This is a genomic window from Bacillus sp. FSL K6-1560 (assembly GCF_038592935.1).
GTDB classification, from domain to species: Bacteria; Bacillota; Bacilli; order Bacillales; family Bacillaceae; genus Bacillus; species Bacillus subtilis.
The window spans coordinates 686,481-700,269 of record NZ_CP151946.1 but is presented as its reverse complement, the minus strand read 5'-3'; the positions used below and the strand labels follow the sequence as shown (position 1 = coordinate 700,269).

At 43.9% G+C, this 13,789-nt stretch carries 15 protein-coding genes; 5 read left to right on the top strand and 10 right to left on the bottom strand.

Annotated elements, in window-relative coordinates:
- Both opuBB and opuBA read right to left on the bottom strand, forming a co-directional pair.
- Positions 1-654 (bottom strand): choline ABC transporter permease OpuBB, encoded by a 654-nt coding sequence (gene opuBB, locus NYE22_RS03670; RefSeq protein WP_064671587.1) that lies wholly within the window; start codon positions 652-654, stop codon positions 1-3.
- 16 nt (positions 655-670) lie between these two features.
- Complete coding sequence (gene opuBA, locus NYE22_RS03665; RefSeq protein WP_049140428.1) at positions 671-1,816, bottom strand: choline ABC transporter ATP-binding protein OpuBA; 1,146 nt, start codon at positions 1,814-1,816, stop codon at positions 671-673.
- Positions 1,817-2,099: 283 nt separating this feature from the next.
- Here opuBA and NYE22_RS03660 point away from each other — a divergent pair, with 283 nt between their 5' ends.
- Positions 2,100-2,633 (top strand): GbsR/MarR family transcriptional regulator, encoded by a 534-nt coding sequence (locus NYE22_RS03660; protein ID WP_014478002.1) that lies wholly within the window; start codon positions 2,100-2,102, stop codon positions 2,631-2,633.
- 31 nt (positions 2,634-2,664) lie between these two features.
- On the opposite strand, the gene opuCD is transcribed toward NYE22_RS03660, so the two are convergent.
- From opuCD to opuCA, 4 genes are read right to left on the bottom strand one after another with little or no spacing between them, the layout of a single operon-like run.
- Positions 2,665-3,339: a glycine betaine/carnitine/choline/choline sulfate ABC transporter permease OpuCD gene (gene opuCD / locus NYE22_RS03655; RefSeq protein ID WP_342412302.1), complete on the bottom strand. Its 675-nt coding sequence runs from the start codon at positions 3,337-3,339 to the stop codon at positions 2,665-2,667.
- Between the two features lie 17 nt (positions 3,340-3,356).
- On the bottom strand, positions 3,357-4,268 hold the full coding sequence (gene opuCC / locus NYE22_RS03650; protein WP_080481290.1) for an osmoprotectant ABC transporter substrate-binding lipoprotein OpuCC: 912 nt from the start codon (positions 4,266-4,268) through the stop codon (positions 3,357-3,359).
- A 19-nt stretch (positions 4,269-4,287) separates the two neighbouring features.
- The gene (gene opuCB / locus NYE22_RS03645) at positions 4,288-4,941 is read right to left on the bottom strand and encodes a glycine betaine/carnitine/choline/choline sulfate ABC transporter permease OpuCB (protein ID WP_003228349.1); all 654 of its coding nucleotides are present in this window, start codon (positions 4,939-4,941) and stop codon (positions 4,288-4,290) included.
- A 22-nt stretch (positions 4,942-4,963) separates the two neighbouring features.
- On the bottom strand, positions 4,964-6,106 hold the full coding sequence (opuCA, locus tag NYE22_RS03640; protein ID WP_003243370.1) for an osmoprotectant ABC transporter ATP-binding protein OpuCA: 1,143 nt from the start codon (positions 6,104-6,106) through the stop codon (positions 4,964-4,966).
- A 263-nt stretch (positions 6,107-6,369) separates the two neighbouring features.
- Between opuCA and opcR the strand changes: the two genes are divergently transcribed.
- Entirely contained in the window at positions 6,370-6,927 is a 558-nt protein-coding gene (gene opcR, locus NYE22_RS03635; protein WP_003228345.1) for an opuC operon transcriptional regulator OpcR, read from the top strand.
- A 16-nt stretch (positions 6,928-6,943) separates the two neighbouring features.
- On the opposite strand, the gene NYE22_RS03630 is transcribed toward opcR, so the two are convergent.
- Positions 6,944-7,579, bottom strand: coding sequence for an NAAT family transporter (locus tag NYE22_RS03630; RefSeq protein WP_077671078.1), 636 nt, complete (start codon positions 7,577-7,579; stop codon positions 6,944-6,946).
- Between the two features lie 149 nt (positions 7,580-7,728).
- Between NYE22_RS03630 and NYE22_RS03625 the strand changes: the two genes are divergently transcribed.
- Positions 7,729-8,343: a PH domain-containing protein gene (locus NYE22_RS03625; RefSeq protein ID WP_003228342.1), complete on the top strand. Its 615-nt coding sequence runs from the start codon at positions 7,729-7,731 to the stop codon at positions 8,341-8,343.
- Positions 8,344-8,474: 131 nt separating this feature from the next.
- The gene (locus NYE22_RS03620; RefSeq protein ID WP_342412301.1) at positions 8,475-9,173 is read left to right on the top strand and encodes a zinc ribbon domain-containing protein; all 699 of its coding nucleotides are present in this window, start codon (positions 8,475-8,477) and stop codon (positions 9,171-9,173) included.
- A 35-nt stretch (positions 9,174-9,208) separates the two neighbouring features.
- Here NYE22_RS03620 and NYE22_RS03615 read toward each other — a convergent pair whose 3' ends face one another.
- Positions 9,209-11,026 carry a zinc ribbon domain-containing protein gene (locus NYE22_RS03615; protein WP_064671585.1) on the bottom strand — a complete coding sequence of 606 codons (1,818 nt, stop codon included), beginning with the start codon at positions 11,024-11,026 and terminating at the stop codon, positions 9,209-9,211.
- Positions 11,027-11,145: 119 nt separating this feature from the next.
- Here NYE22_RS03615 and NYE22_RS03610 point away from each other — a divergent pair, with 119 nt between their 5' ends.
- Positions 11,146-11,613 carry a GNAT family N-acetyltransferase gene (locus NYE22_RS03610; protein ID WP_077671075.1) on the top strand — a complete coding sequence of 156 codons (468 nt, stop codon included), beginning with the start codon at positions 11,146-11,148 and terminating at the stop codon, positions 11,611-11,613.
- Positions 11,614-11,658: 45 nt separating this feature from the next.
- On the opposite strand, the gene NYE22_RS03605 is transcribed toward NYE22_RS03610, so the two are convergent.
- The gene (locus tag NYE22_RS03605) at positions 11,659-12,891 is read right to left on the bottom strand and encodes an MFS transporter (protein WP_128441848.1); all 1,233 of its coding nucleotides are present in this window, start codon (positions 12,889-12,891) and stop codon (positions 11,659-11,661) included.
- The gene (locus tag NYE22_RS03600; RefSeq protein WP_342412300.1) at positions 12,869-13,786 is read right to left on the bottom strand and encodes a TIM barrel protein; all 918 of its coding nucleotides are present in this window, start codon (positions 13,784-13,786) and stop codon (positions 12,869-12,871) included. The genes NYE22_RS03605 and NYE22_RS03600 overlap by 23 nt, the downstream gene beginning before the upstream one ends.
- Positions 13,787-13,789: the final 3 nt, after the last annotated feature.

The following is a 13,789-nucleotide window of genomic DNA, read 5'->3' as shown; positions in this document are numbered from 1 at the left end:
TTATGACAATTCCTTCAATCTCTGCATGCCGGCAGGTGTCAGTTTTCGTTCAGCAACTGCCAGCACATAATCAATCACAATTGCCAATATCGTGACAGGTACCGCGCCCCCGATGATATATTCCGGCTGATATAAATTCAGTCCGATAAAAATGTAATCACCCAATCCGCCGCCTCCGATAAAGGAAGCAAGCGTGGCCCAGCCGATTAAGTAAATCGTCGATGTTCTGATTCCCGCCATGATCACTGGCGCGGCAAGCGGCAGCTCCACCAAGCGGACTTGTTCAGCCGGCGTCATTCCGATGCCTTTGCCAGACTCGAGCAGATTTTTGTTGACGCCGCGAATGCCGGTATACGTGTTGCGAAGAATCGGCAATACGGAATAGAAAAACAAAGCCACAATGGCCGGAACCTTTCCTACACCAAGGAGCGGGATAAAAAAAGCGAGGATGGCCAGACTCGGCAGCGTCTGAATGATATTGACAATGCCGATAATGGTGCCGGCTCCTTTTTTCATTCTGGTAAGCAAAACCCCGAGGGGGACGGCAACCAGCACACCTAAGATCACAGCAATGAGCGATATCGTAATATGCTCGTATGTTTTATAAAGAAGCTCGCCCCCATTGGTTTGCAAAAATTGAACAATATGATGCATGACTTATCGCCCCTCCCTATGACAATGCTGCGAGCTGCTTTTCTTCTCCCCAGAGGGAGTCATACACGATGTCGACCAGACTTGCCCTCGTCACAATTCCGATCAGGCGTCGGTCTTCATCCACAACGGGAACATATTTGACACCCCGTTTTAAAATTTTGCGGACCGTGTCGCGCAGCAGTGTGCCGCCCAGTACTGTGTATATATCTTCATGTAAAACCTCACCTATGAGATTGGCCTTTTTCCGGCATTGATCAATGATTTCAACATCGACATAGCCTTGCAGAACGTGCTTGTCATCGACGACCAGCAATGAATCGACCCGTTCCTGCCTCATCAGCTGAATGGCCTCAGAAAGCGTTTTATCCGCGGTGATCGTTACAGGCTGTGTGTTCATAATCTGGTCAACCCGTTCAACATCCGGGCTGGATGACTGAATCAGCCGCTCCTTGCCGATAAATTCCTCAACAAATTCGTCTGCCGGATTTCTTAAAATGTCATCGGGCGTTCCAACTTGAACGATTTCTCCCGCTTTTAAAATCACAATCCGGTCTGCCAGCTTAATCGCTTCATCCATATCGTGGGTAACAAATACGATGGTTTTATGTAAGGTTTTTTGCAGTTTTTTAAATTCTTCCTGGAGGGAATCCCTCGTAATCGGGTCGAGTGCCCCAAACGGTTCATCCATTAAGATAAGCGGCGGCTCCGCGGCAAGTGCCCGTAATACACCAATTCGCTGCTGCTGTCCCCCGCTTAATTCATGAGGGTAACGGTCTACATATTCTGGCCCCATATCGACCAATTTTAAAAGCTCACGCGCCCGCTCTTTCCGCTGCTGCTCCGGCCATTTCAGCAGTTTTGGGACGAGTGAGATATTCTGCTGAATGGTCATATGGGGAAACAGGCCGATCTGCTGAATCACATAGCCAATTTTGCGCCTGAGCTCTACAGGATCCTGGTCCATGATGTTTTCGCCGTCAATGAAAATCTTCCCGGCGGAAGGCTCAATTAATCGGTTAATCATTTTCATTGTTGTCGTTTTTCCGCAGCCGCTCGGTCCGATAAAGCAGATAAATTCGCCTTTTGCAATCTTAAGATTTACGTTGTTCACGGCTTTTTTGCCGCCCTTGTATGTTTTCGAGACATTTTCTAATGTCAGCAAACATCGCACCTCCAAAATTAAGTTTATTCAATTTGTTCAGTTTAAATTTAATTTTTCAGACAATTGAATGCTTCCCATTATAGAATAAAGTTTATAAAATAAAAAGTTTACAATTTGTTCATATTATTTATAAAGTATGTGTAAACGCTGATTTACCCGCATTGACGTGTGTTGATCTCCTTATTGCTCCAATTTCCTGCCAAATTCTCTTTTGACAGCATTTTCGCCGTATCAAAAATGTGGTATATTGACATCGGAATTGTTAGCTGAAAGGATGAAACCGTTGGAGAAAGATCCGTTAACGATCATTGAACAAGCCGAGGACCATTTTATAGAAAGAATCGCGGAAAACATGCATGCATTTGGAATGCCCTCTACCGTCGGACGAGTGCTGGGCATTATTTATATGAATCGAAAACCGATGACGCTTACGGAATTATCTGAGGCCACCGGCATGAGCAAAACACGCATGAGCCAGGTAGTGCGGGAAATGCTTGATGCCAACATTGCCGAGAAGGTGTTCGAAAAAGGCGTGCGAAAAGATTTATATGAGGTTGAGCAGGACTACTATCAAACATTTATCACGCTGTTTTCAGCCACCTGGAGCAAAGTCGTCAGCAAAAACAAAATGATGCATAAAAAACTCAATCGGGAGCTGCTTAGCGTGTTGGATGAAGAGCTTACTCCTGAAGCGGAAGAAAAAGTGAATGAACTGCTGAAAGAATTAAAGGAATGGCTTGATTATTATAATTGGCTCAGCCGTTTGATTGAGTTTTTTGAGAGCGAAGAAATTTTTAAATATGTGCCGAAGCCGTAAAAAACGCCCTGTCATTACAAGGCGTTTTTTCTTATGCGGCACCTGCCAGATTTTTCTTCTTTCTCTTTTTAATCGGGCTTAATGCTCGTTCAAGCCAGCCCATGACCAAATCGGCAATCACCGCCATCAGAGCTGTGGGGATCGCTCCCGCTAATATAATCGCGGTTCCGTTTGTGGCGTTTGATCCTCTGACGATGATGTCCCCGAGACCGCCAGCACCGACAAATGTCCCGATGGCCGTAATGCCGATGGCAATGACAAGCGCGGTGCGCAGGCCGGCCATTATGACAGAAAGCGCAAGCGGAAGCTCGACCATCCGCAGCACTTGAAATTTTGTCATCCCCATTGCTTTTCCGGATTCAAGATAGGCGTATTCAATACTGATAATCCCAGTATACGTATTTCTGATAATCGGCAGAAGAGAATACAGAAATAATGACAATATCACCGTATTAGCGCCCAGCCCCATGACAAGCATCAGCACGGCGAGCATGGCGAGAGCCGGGATGGTCTGAATGACGTTCGTGACCGCAAAAACCCATCCGCTTAATCTTCTGTATCTGGCTATCAGGATGCCGAGCGGAATTCCAACAATGGCGGCAAATAAAACGCCGTACACCGACATCAGAAAATGGCGGTAAAATTCCTGCAGTACGTAACCGCCGTTTTGCGAATAGTATGTGCCAAGCTGCTGTAGTACTTCCATATGATCCACCTCTTTTCTTAGTCAAAATAATGATGTTTCTCTAAAAATTCCTTTGCTACGACAGACGGCTCCTTCAGCTTGCCATCCACTTCATAATTAAGTTCCTGCATCGTTTCCGTGTCGATTTGCCCAATCAGCTTATTGATCACACCCTCAAGTTCCGGATGCGCCTTAAGCACCTTTTCCGGAATCACCGGTGAACAGTCATACGGCGGGAAGAAACGCTTATCATCTTTTAAGATTTTCAGATCATATGCTTTAATCCGTCCATCCGTTGAATAAGCCAAAACGGCGTCCATTTTCCCATTTTTGACTGCGTCATAGACAAGCCCGATCTGCATCGGATAAGTTGTGCCGAACTCAAAGCCATATGTGCTGACAAAGCCTTTATACCCGTCGCCTTTTCGTTTCAGCCAAGCATTGTCGACGCCTAATTTATATTGGGAGGCATTTTTTTTCAGGTCGGACACGGTGTTAATATGCTCCTTTTCCGCAAACTTTTTTGTTACGGTGAAGGCATATGTGTTATCAAAGCCGTAGGAATCAAACCATTTATAGGAAAAGCGTTTTTGAAACTCGTTCTGCACAATGTTCAGCGCTTTTTTCGGATCTTTCTCCGCTTCCTTGCCGAGGGTGCTTGTTAAATCTGTTCCGGAATAGCGCGTGGCTGAAATATCAATGTCACCGCCCAGCATCGCTTGGTGCTGAACATAGTTTGAGCCGAGGTTTTTCACTAAAGCAGTATTCAAATCTGTATCATGTTCAATAAGCTGCGCGATCATATTCGCTAAAATTTCTGATTCTGTCATGCTCTGCGCCCCGATTTTGATCGTATCGTCAGAAGCGCCGCCTAGACCCGGCAGAGAGCAGCCGCCTAGCAGCATGACAAAGACGAGAGCAAACGCGCCAAGCCATTTGATTTTTGTCATTTTCAACAGTGCCAACTCCTTACGAAACTTCCTTCATCCCTTGCAAGCCTTTCGGCGTCACCTTTCGTTCTGTCACAGCCAACACATAATCAATAATAATTGCCAGAATTGTGACAGGCACGGCACCGCCAATGATATATTCAGGCTGGTATAGGTTCAGGCCGATAAAAATATAGTCCCCGAGGCCGCCTCCCCCGATAAACGACGCAAGTGTCGCCCAGCCAATTAGATAGATCGTTGATGTGCGGATCCCCGCCATGATGATGGGAATCGCCAGCGGGATTTCAACGAGCCGAATCTGCTCCCAGCCGGTCATGCCAATCCCTTTCCCCGATTCCAGGAGGTTTTTATTTACACCTTTAATGCCGGTATACGTATTGCGCAGGATCGGCAGCACCGAATAGAAAAATAAAGCGACAATCGCAGGCACTTTTCCTACGCCGAGAAGCGGAATAAAAAAGGCTAAAATCGCCAGACTCGGCAGGGTTTGCACAATGTTTACGAAACCGATTACCGCACCTGCGCCTTTTTTCATTCTGGTAAGAGCAACGCCGAGCGGTACTGCAACGATAATGCCCAATACAACGGCTATGAGTGAAATATATAAATGCTCTCCTGTTTTATACAGCAGCTCTCCGCCGTTCGTTTGCAAAAAAGTCATCATTTGATTCATCTTAAAAGAGCTCCTCCCCTGATCAGATCGTCATGAGCTGGTTTTCCTCGTCGCCCCAAATGGAATCGTATACGATATCAACGAGGCTCGCTCTTGTCACAATCCCTGCTAAATGGTTCTGTTCATCGACCACCGGAACATACTTGATCCCCTGCTTCAAAATTTTTCGGACTGTATCGCGAAGAAGCGCCCCTTTTTGAACGGTATATATATCTGAACGGTATACATCGCCAACGATGCTCGCTTTTTTGCGGTTTTGATCAATCATTTCCACATCAACATAGCCCTTCAGCACGTTTTGCCGGTCCACAACGAGCAGCGAGTCAACACGTTTTTCTCTCATCAGCTGAATCGCCTGAGAAAGCGTTTTGTCCGCAGATACCGTCACCGGCGTTCTGTTCATCATTTGCTCTACCCGCTCGATATCCGGTCTTGACTGAATCAGGCGCTCTTTCCCGATAAATTCTTCAACAAACTCATTTGCCGGGTTTCGAAGAATCTCATCAGGTGTGCCGACTTGAACGATTTCTCCCGCTTTTAATATCACAATCCTGTCAGCAAGCTTAATCGCTTCATCCATATCGTGGGTTACAAACACAATCGTTTTGTTTAAGGTTCTCTGCAGTTTTTTGAATTCTTCCTGAAGGGAATCACGCGTAATCGGATCAAGCGCTCCGAACGGTTCATCCATTAAAATGAGAGGGGGTTCCGCTGCCAGGGCGCGCAGCACGCCGATTCTCTGCTGCTGTCCGCCGCTGAGCTCATGCGGATAACGGTCTAAATACTCTGGGCCCATATCCACAAGCTTTAACAGCTCGCGCGCCCGTTCTTTCCGTTTTTCCTCAGGCCATTTCAGCAGCTTTGGTACGAGTGAGATGTTCTGCTGGATGGTCATATGGGGGAACAAACCAATCTGCTGTATCACATAGCCGATTTTTCTCCTCAGTTCAACCGGGTCCTGTTCCATAATATTTTCTCCGTCGATAAAGATCCTTCCAGACGATGGTTCTATCAGTCTGTTGATCATCTTCATCGTTGTCGTTTTTCCGCAGCCGCTCGGGCCGATAAAACAGATAAATTCACCTTTGGCAATATCTAAATCAATGCTGTTCACAGCTTTTTTGCCGCCTTTATATACTTTTGACACTTGTTCCAATTTCAGCAATCCGTGCACCTCCGCAGGTTTCCTTTAAATTTTCTGAAAAGTATAATCCTTATTATAGTTTGAACTTTGTAAAATAAAAAGTTTACAATGTGTTGAAATTATATGTTATTTATAGATTATTTATTGTTATGACCGAGACGGAAAGGGTGTTCTTACAATTACGCCGGATACCTCCCACTTCCTCTGCATTCAGCTATTTTCAACACCAGGAAGAAATATGATATATTGACACCATCAATTGCCATTTGAAGGGATGATCAGCTGTGAAAAAAACCGCTCTCGACATCATTGAACATGCTGAAGAGCATCTCATTGAGAAGATTGCCGAAAATATGCATACGTTTGGAATGCCTTCAACTGTCGGACGTGTGCTCGGAATTATTTATATGAATCGAAAACCAATGACCTTAAGCGAGCTCTCTGAGGCAACGGGCATGAGCAAAACACGGATGAGCCAGGTTGTCCGGGAAATGATCGATGCCAATATCGCCGAAAAGGTGTTTGAAAAAGGCGTACGAAAAGACCTTTATGACGTCGAGCAGGATTATTATCAAACCTTCATTTCTTTATTTGCGGCGAATTGGACAAAGGTCGTGAGCAAAAACAAAGTGCTGTATAAAAAATTAAACCGGGAGCTGAGTGATCTTTTACAAAGGGACGGGCTTACCCCGGAAGCGGAAGAGAAAGTCAATCAGCTGCTGAATGAATTAAAAGAATGGCTTCATTACTATGATTGGCTGAGCAGGTTGATTGAATTTTTTGAGAGTGAGGAAGTCTTTCGGTACGTGCCAAAAACAAAAGAAAGCAGCTCTCTAAAATAAGGAGCTGCTTTTTGCATCATGAGGTTAAGATCGGAAACATGCCTTTCAGCCCCGCACCAATCATCCCGACCGCAACCACGGCTAAGATTAATCCCATCAGTCTGGTAATCACATTCATCTCGGTTTTTCCGAGTTTGCTGCTGATAAAAGCAGAATAGTGGAAAAAGAGAAAGGTCAGGGCAATAACGGCGGCTATGCCGATCATGACAGCCGCATAATGACCAATGCCGCTATGACCGGCGGAAAGGCTCATCACTGTTGCAATCGTTCCGGGCCCAGCAATAATCGGAATGGATAAAGGTGTGACTGATATATCCGCTTTTTCCTTGCTTTCCTTATGTTCATCATGGTGAAGAGATTGCACGTGCGATTCTTTCGCATTCAATAGATTATAGGCAATGCCGAAAATGAATATGCCGCCCGCCACTCGGAGCGCGTGAATGTTGATATCAAACAGTTTAAAGATAAGATGACCGAAAACCAAAAAAGCTGCGAGAATAAAAAAGGATAAAATAGCTGCCTTCCGGGCAATCGCTTTTCTTTCCGCTGCAGTATAGCCTTCTGTCAGCGTCAGAAATATCGGTACGTTTCCGATCGGATTCGATACTGCGAATAAAGAAATGAAGACGTGAACGATAAATGAGAACATCATATACCTCCTTGTTGATAGTCTCTGCACAGGAAATAGAATGATTCTCCACCCTTTTACCCGGAGGCGATTTCCCGGTAAACCTTTATAGCCTGTCAGAAACGCGCCATGCTACAATGAAGTGACAAATTGAATAGGAAGGACGTATACAGATGTTCAAAAAAATTGCGGCAGATGCCTTGGGCTTATCTGATATCGGAAAAATTATCGAACCTCAGGACTATGACAAAACAGACGCAGATGATTATGTCATGCATGAAGATAATGAGAAAATTTATTTCTTGATTAAAACTAAAGCAGACGAGTATTGCTTTACGAACCTGGCCCTGATCCATGTAGACGGCGAACGCGCCACTTCCTCGAAACGAACGTTGAAACGCTATCCTTATTCGCAATATAAAATCTCTGACGTTTTTCTTGAAACTGCCGGAAAAGTCGATTTGGATGTTGAAATAAAGTTTAAGCTGGGCGGAGAACAATTCGACATTGATGTCCACAAAGACCAGATTGAAAAGTTAAAAGACCTTTATAAAGCACTGCTTCGCATCGCTGAAACAACCTATGAAAATGACATTTTAATCAATCAAGCGGAGCAAAGCTTAGATAAAGCAGTGACGATTCTTCACCATACCCGCCCTGAGCACGTCAATATTGAAACGCAATATAAAGAACTGACCGAATTCGGATTCACTTGGCTGACATCCGTTCGCTCGCAGTATCATATCAAGGATTTTGGGGATGTATTTGAGAAATATATGAATAACTAGATATAAAAAGACACAGCTGCTATCGGGCACGTGTCTTTTTTTGTATGAATATTGATTACTTTACAACTTTTTTCTTTTATAATAAAACTATTAGTCTATTTTCCCTATATTACATGTAAAGGAGTTATTTTATGTATTGTCCTCAATGCGGCCATCAAACAGATGGCGGAAATTTTTGTGAGAAATGCGGATCACCGCTCCCCGGTCAATCAGGCCACCAGCATGCAGCTCAAACCGGAGCCGCTGCAAAGCAAGCAGCAAAACAGTTCGGCTCATTTGTCTTATCCGTCCTGAAACGCCCTTATCAGGAATGTAAAACAACAGGCGGAGAGCAGCTGATCAGCGCAATCATTACGATGGTTCTTTTCAGTTTGCTGACCCCTTTGATGTTTTATATTCTTTTTTCAGACGGTCCCGGAAGCGTAAGCTTTACAGCAATCTTCTTAGAGCCAACCATTTATTTTATTTTATTTCTATTTGGCCTGCATGCATGCATCTTTTTCGCCCTGAAAATCGCGGGAAACCAAGTGTCTTTCAAGGATTCATTCTCAAGATTCGGAGCGTTTCTCATACCGTTTACGGCTATTTTGATTCTTGCCCTTTTCTTCTTTTTATTACATACAGACATTTGCTTTACCATATTAGCCGTTGGTTTAAACGGTGCATTCTTCGCCATTCCTCCTGCGATGCTGGGCAGTTACCAGCATTCATATAAAGGGAAGGTTGATGTCATTTACTCAACGATTGTGATTTATCTGATCATCTGCGTTACATTTCAGCTTATTATCGAACACTATGTCAAAGGAATTTTCCGTTATATGCTCTTTTAAAAACAACCCCATCACCTGCTGGTGATGGGGTTGTTTTATTGAATAGACGTTAAGTAAATTCTTCCGTTCTTCACTACGCCGGTATAGGTCCAGTTATATGTTCTGAGCTTTGGACTGCCGCCTGATTTTGTGATGTAGAATTCTTCATACGTCTTAATCGTGATAGCCGACCCATTTTGGCTCCAGCTTTTCACTTCATAGTTATTAAAGTCTTCTGTTGTCCCCTCTTTATTTAATTTCGACACGAGATGCTGCTGGTCGGAATAAAGGGAACTGCCTTTTTCAAGGCTGTCTTCCATCAGTGAGAAATTATTTTGATTCACGGCATCTGCCTGACTTTGCAGATAACTGCCCATAAATAATGTCACTTGTTCATCTGTAACATCGCCGCTTGCAGAGCTTTCACTGCCTTTGTTTTTCGAGCCAGCCCAGGCGGAAGTGTATGTCTCTGGTTTATCATTTTTGATTTTCTTTATATTTGTGCCTGCAGATTGGAATGTTGATTCTGCATCTTCGAAAATCCACTTTTTCTGTTTTTTATCATATGAAAGAAGATATTCATAACTCGGACTGTCGTCAGTCATTTCAGATTTTGTATAGTCGTTATACGAAGAAGACTGGTGAAGTTCTTTTCCTGTTACCGATACCTGCCACGTTCCGTCGTTTTTCTGAGAGAGGGCAAATGTGTCCAGGTCAAAATCAGTTTCCAAGTATCTATCTTTTAAGTATGAATCCGCGCTTTTCATAGAATCAACGGTGTCCTTCGTCTCTGTCTTCCAATTGGCACTTGCCTCTGTCATCTGGGCTGTATTCCCATCAGATAGAGCTTTGGAGTATTGTTTTGTTGTTTTGACAATTGTGTTCATAATCTGTTCCTGTGTATCTTGATCAGGAATTAACGTTAACTCCATTTCTTTATCATCGATCGGAACGCCGGCAGTTTTTGTTTTTCCCCACGGAAATTCTGCCTCGACTGAAGCTGTCATTGATCCATCTGTCAGCAGCGGACCGTATGTTACGGATTTGAATGGGTCTTTATGAATCGACTTGCCGTTAATCAGCAAATCTCCCTTCCCGCTCTTGATGTCATCCGCTAAGCTGAATGTCACATCGTCTGCTTCCAATGAGAGATCAACACGAAAGCTGTTATCGCCAACCGCCTGAATGTCTTCCTTTTTCACAAGGTCAACGACATCGTTTTTCAGTTTGGCTGAGACTGTATATTCGCCGGGAATGTACGGACCGAGGGTTTGTGCTTGATCTGCTTTCTTTACAGATCCGGCTTCCTCTTTATTGACATATAAATCGGTATTTTTATAATTGCTGGTCACTTCAAAATAAACAGGTGCTACCTTTAAGTCGTAATGGTCAAATACCAGCAGGCTTTTTCCGTCTTTTTCTGCGTATACGATATCCTTCTGGGCTGTTTCCTCACGGAGCGATGCAAAAAGTTCATCTTTTTTGTCTGGATGATCCTTCAAATATGTAAGAAACGGTTTTACATTATTTTTAGTGAGTTTAAGATTGTCATTTACCGGTGTAAGCAGAGTCGCGATTTGGTCCTGATCCCCATCATTTACGGCCTGTTCAAACTTGTCGACTAACCTATCCTTTGAAGTAAAATACGCTCCGGTTTTATATGCGGCGAATAATATAACGCACGCCGCGGCAATGCTGCTCCATAAAATGATGGTTTTCTTAGGGATCGGTTTTCGCGGAGCCTGCCTTGTTTCTGCAGTGCTAGCTGTTTCTTGATTTGCCTGTTTGCTGCCCCCTCCGATCGGGGTGCCGCATTGTTTACAAAACTTGGCTCCTTCATTATTCTGGGAGCCGCAATTCTTACAAAAAAACATGACTTTCCTCCTATTCTACTAATTTGATAACATTTACTGCTTTTCATATTTTATAATAAAACAGAATGAAATTGGGAACGAATGAAAAAATTAAATGTCTATCAGACTAAAAAGGTGGAATGAATATGCAAAAGCTCAGGATTGAATTAGGAGAAGAAACAAATGACGAACTATATGATCTATTGCTGCTCGCCGATCCATCGAAAGACATTGTAGATGAATATCTTGAGAGGGGAGAATGTTACACAGCTTGGGCCGGTGATGAGCTTGCAGGTGTTTATGTATTGCTAAAAACAAGGCCGCAAACAGTTGAAATTGTAAATATTGCGGTAAAAGAATCTCTTCAGAAGAAGGGCTTTGGCAAACAGCTTGTACTTGACGCCATCGAAAAAGCGAAGGAGCTAGGGGCGGACACGATTGAAATCGGCACGGGGAATTCCAGCATTCATCAGCTTTCCCTCTATCAAAAATGCGGATTCCGCATTCAGGCGATCGACCACGATTTCTTTGTCAGACATTATGATGAGGACATTTTTGAAAACGGGATTCAATGCCGCGATATGGTAAGGCTTTATTTGGATCTTTAATAAAAGAGCTGCCGCATGATCATCGGCAGCTCTTTTATATAGAAATTAAAAAAACTGATTCGCTTTTTTTCCGGTATCCCGCTGCATTCCTTTCCTCACTGACAGTATAAAAAAAGTCAGGACGAGAGTCAGACCGACAGCCAGAAAAATATAATCAGCGTCCATAAACACAAGAAGCACTGTGTAAACAGCTGCTGAAAGAGGTTCTCCCATCTTTACGATAGAAAAAATAAGCGCGAATATTCTTCCGAAGTATTCAGTCGGAACCGTCTTTTGAAAATACAGAACCGTTTGCACATCAATATAGGAGATGATGACGCCCAGCACCAAAAAAATGGCACATTCCAGCCCGCTAAGCGGAAAAAACAAAAACATAATGAGCAGCCCTACCGCTGTTAAAGTTCTGGGATAAAGCCGTTCTAGCCGCTTCGTATTCCACTTGAAAAATACAGCAAGATTCCCTAAGAGCATTCCGCCCTGAAACATTGAATACATGATGGCGAACCATACGGAATAGTTCTCATGAAAACGTTCCACTGCAAGAATCGGCCCCATTACAGAAATAAACCCGGCAATGACAAGATTTACGATAAAAAAATAACCGACAGCAGTCATCCAAGATGAGTTGCCCTTCAGCATTCTGTAGCCTGTCTTAAGGGCTTCGCCCCCTTTGCTTTTTAGGCCTACAGATTCTGAAATGTGAATAAGGGCAATCAATGCAGCGGATACGAAAAATGCCGTCCCATTTATGAGAAACAGAAGCCCAAACGGAATCGCCACAATCAAAACGCCGCTAATCAGCTTTCCGACGATCAGACCAATAAGTTCGCTAGTGTTAATTAATGAAGTCGCCTGATCGAGATGTTTCTGAGGGACAAGCAGCGGAATAAGCGCCACTTTCGCCGGGGAAAAGAGCATCGATTGCAGCGATAAACAAAATGCGCATATACCAATGATCCATACAGTTAACAAACCGTTCGCACTAAGGACTGCCAAGAGAATCATGATGACTGCTCTTCCGGTATTACACACATACAATATGGATTTTTTTCGTAATGAATCAATTAAAGGTCCGGTAAACATTCCGAATGTCAATGGAACGAGCTCGATAAAAGAGATTACCCCGACCAATATTTTGCTTCCGGTCAAATCGAGCACTAGAAGCGGAAGCGCGATGAGCCAGACGCCATCCGCCGCTGAGGAAAATACTTGTGCAGACCAAAGCTTTGCATAATTTGGTGTTCGATATGCCGAATTACGTCCGCTTTTTTTCTTCATCAGAAGCACCGCCGAACCATTCTAATGTTCTCCATGATTCTTTTCTTTGTGTATAGTCCTCTTCCATCACTTCAAATACGATACCCGTGCCATCCCCGCGGTGTATCTCCTTTAACATCTCCGCCGCTTGTCTGAGCAACGGTTCATTAATCGTTCCTTCAGCGGGATGACGCCCTTCAAAACAGCGGACACCACCATGCGGGAAGGCTAGCTGGCGAAACGAACTGAAATGATAATGTTTAATGCTGTCCTTTAAGGAAAGAAACTGAAAAAAATCAGGGTATCTCAGCTTTTCATCCCTGAACATAAGTGATGATGACAGATGTGTCTGATAGGTAATGGCCCAATGACACAGATCCCATGTAATGCCGACATGTTTTAAACCGAGCTGAACCAACTCCTCAAAATCCTCAGGATAAATAAATATCGGGTCAAAGTCTTCGCCCAGATTCCCGATAATCGGCAGATTTTCGACTCCAATCCATATATCTGTTCCTTTCAGCTCATCATCAAACGCCGCAAAAAATTCAATCACTTTTCTGCGGTTTCCTTCTAAGTCATAGCTTTGAAATTCTTCAACGGACATAAATTGATTGGCATGAACAGTTATGCCCTTAGCGCCGTACATATCCGCAAGCTCTGCAAAATGCAGCAGACGGTCCTTTATATGCGCTTCGTGAACATAATCCGCATTGTCGGTGGGAAAATGAAGTGTCAATAATGACGGCTCAAGCTGTTTAGTGTAATCAAGTGTCCGCTTGAAGGTTTTCACATAATCGGTTTCTTCAAACGACTTTCCGTCGAAGATGTTGGCTTCAAGACCGTATCCTGCTTCGACCCACTTTTTATCGATTTGCTTCGGGTCTAACCCGAAAAACGGTATTTGCGCAATCATCCG

Bases quoted from the DNA above. Each gene is read 5' to 3' on its own strand.
- opuBB (WP_064671587.1), bottom strand. From the start codon at position 654: ATGCATCATATTGTTCAATTTTTGCAAACCAATGGGGGCGAGCTTCTT.
- opuCD (WP_342412302.1), bottom strand. From the start codon at position 3,339: ATGGAAGTACTACAGCAGCTTGGCACATACTATTCGCAAAACGGCGGT.
- opuCC (WP_080481290.1), bottom strand. From the start codon at position 4,268: ATGACAAAAATCAAATGGCTTGGCGCGTTTGCTCTCGTCTTTGTCATG.
- opuCB (WP_003228349.1), bottom strand. From the start codon at position 4,941: ATGAATCAAATGATGACTTTTTTGCAAACGAACGGCGGAGAGCTGCTG.
- NYE22_RS03630 (WP_077671078.1), bottom strand. From the start codon at position 7,579: ATGATGTTCTCATTTATCGTTCACGTCTTCATTTCTTTATTCGCAGTA.
- NYE22_RS03625 (WP_003228342.1), top strand. From the start codon at position 7,729: ATGTTCAAAAAAATTGCGGCAGATGCCTTGGGCTTATCTGATATCGGA.
- NYE22_RS03620 (WP_342412301.1), top strand. From the start codon at position 8,475: ATGTATTGTCCTCAATGCGGCCATCAAACAGATGGCGGAAATTTTTGT.
- NYE22_RS03615 (WP_064671585.1), bottom strand. From the start codon at position 11,026: ATGTTTTTTTGTAAGAATTGCGGCTCCCAGAATAATGAAGGAGCCAAG.
- NYE22_RS03610 (WP_077671075.1), top strand. From the start codon at position 11,146: ATGAATATGCAAAAGCTCAGGATTGAATTAGGAGAAGAAACAAATGAC.
- NYE22_RS03605 (WP_128441848.1), bottom strand. From the start codon at position 12,891: ATGAAGAAAAAAAGCGGACGTAATTCGGCATATCGAACACCAAATTAT.
- NYE22_RS03600 (WP_342412300.1), bottom strand. From the start codon at position 13,786: ATGATTGCGCAAATACCGTTTTTCGGGTTAGACCCGAAGCAAATCGAT.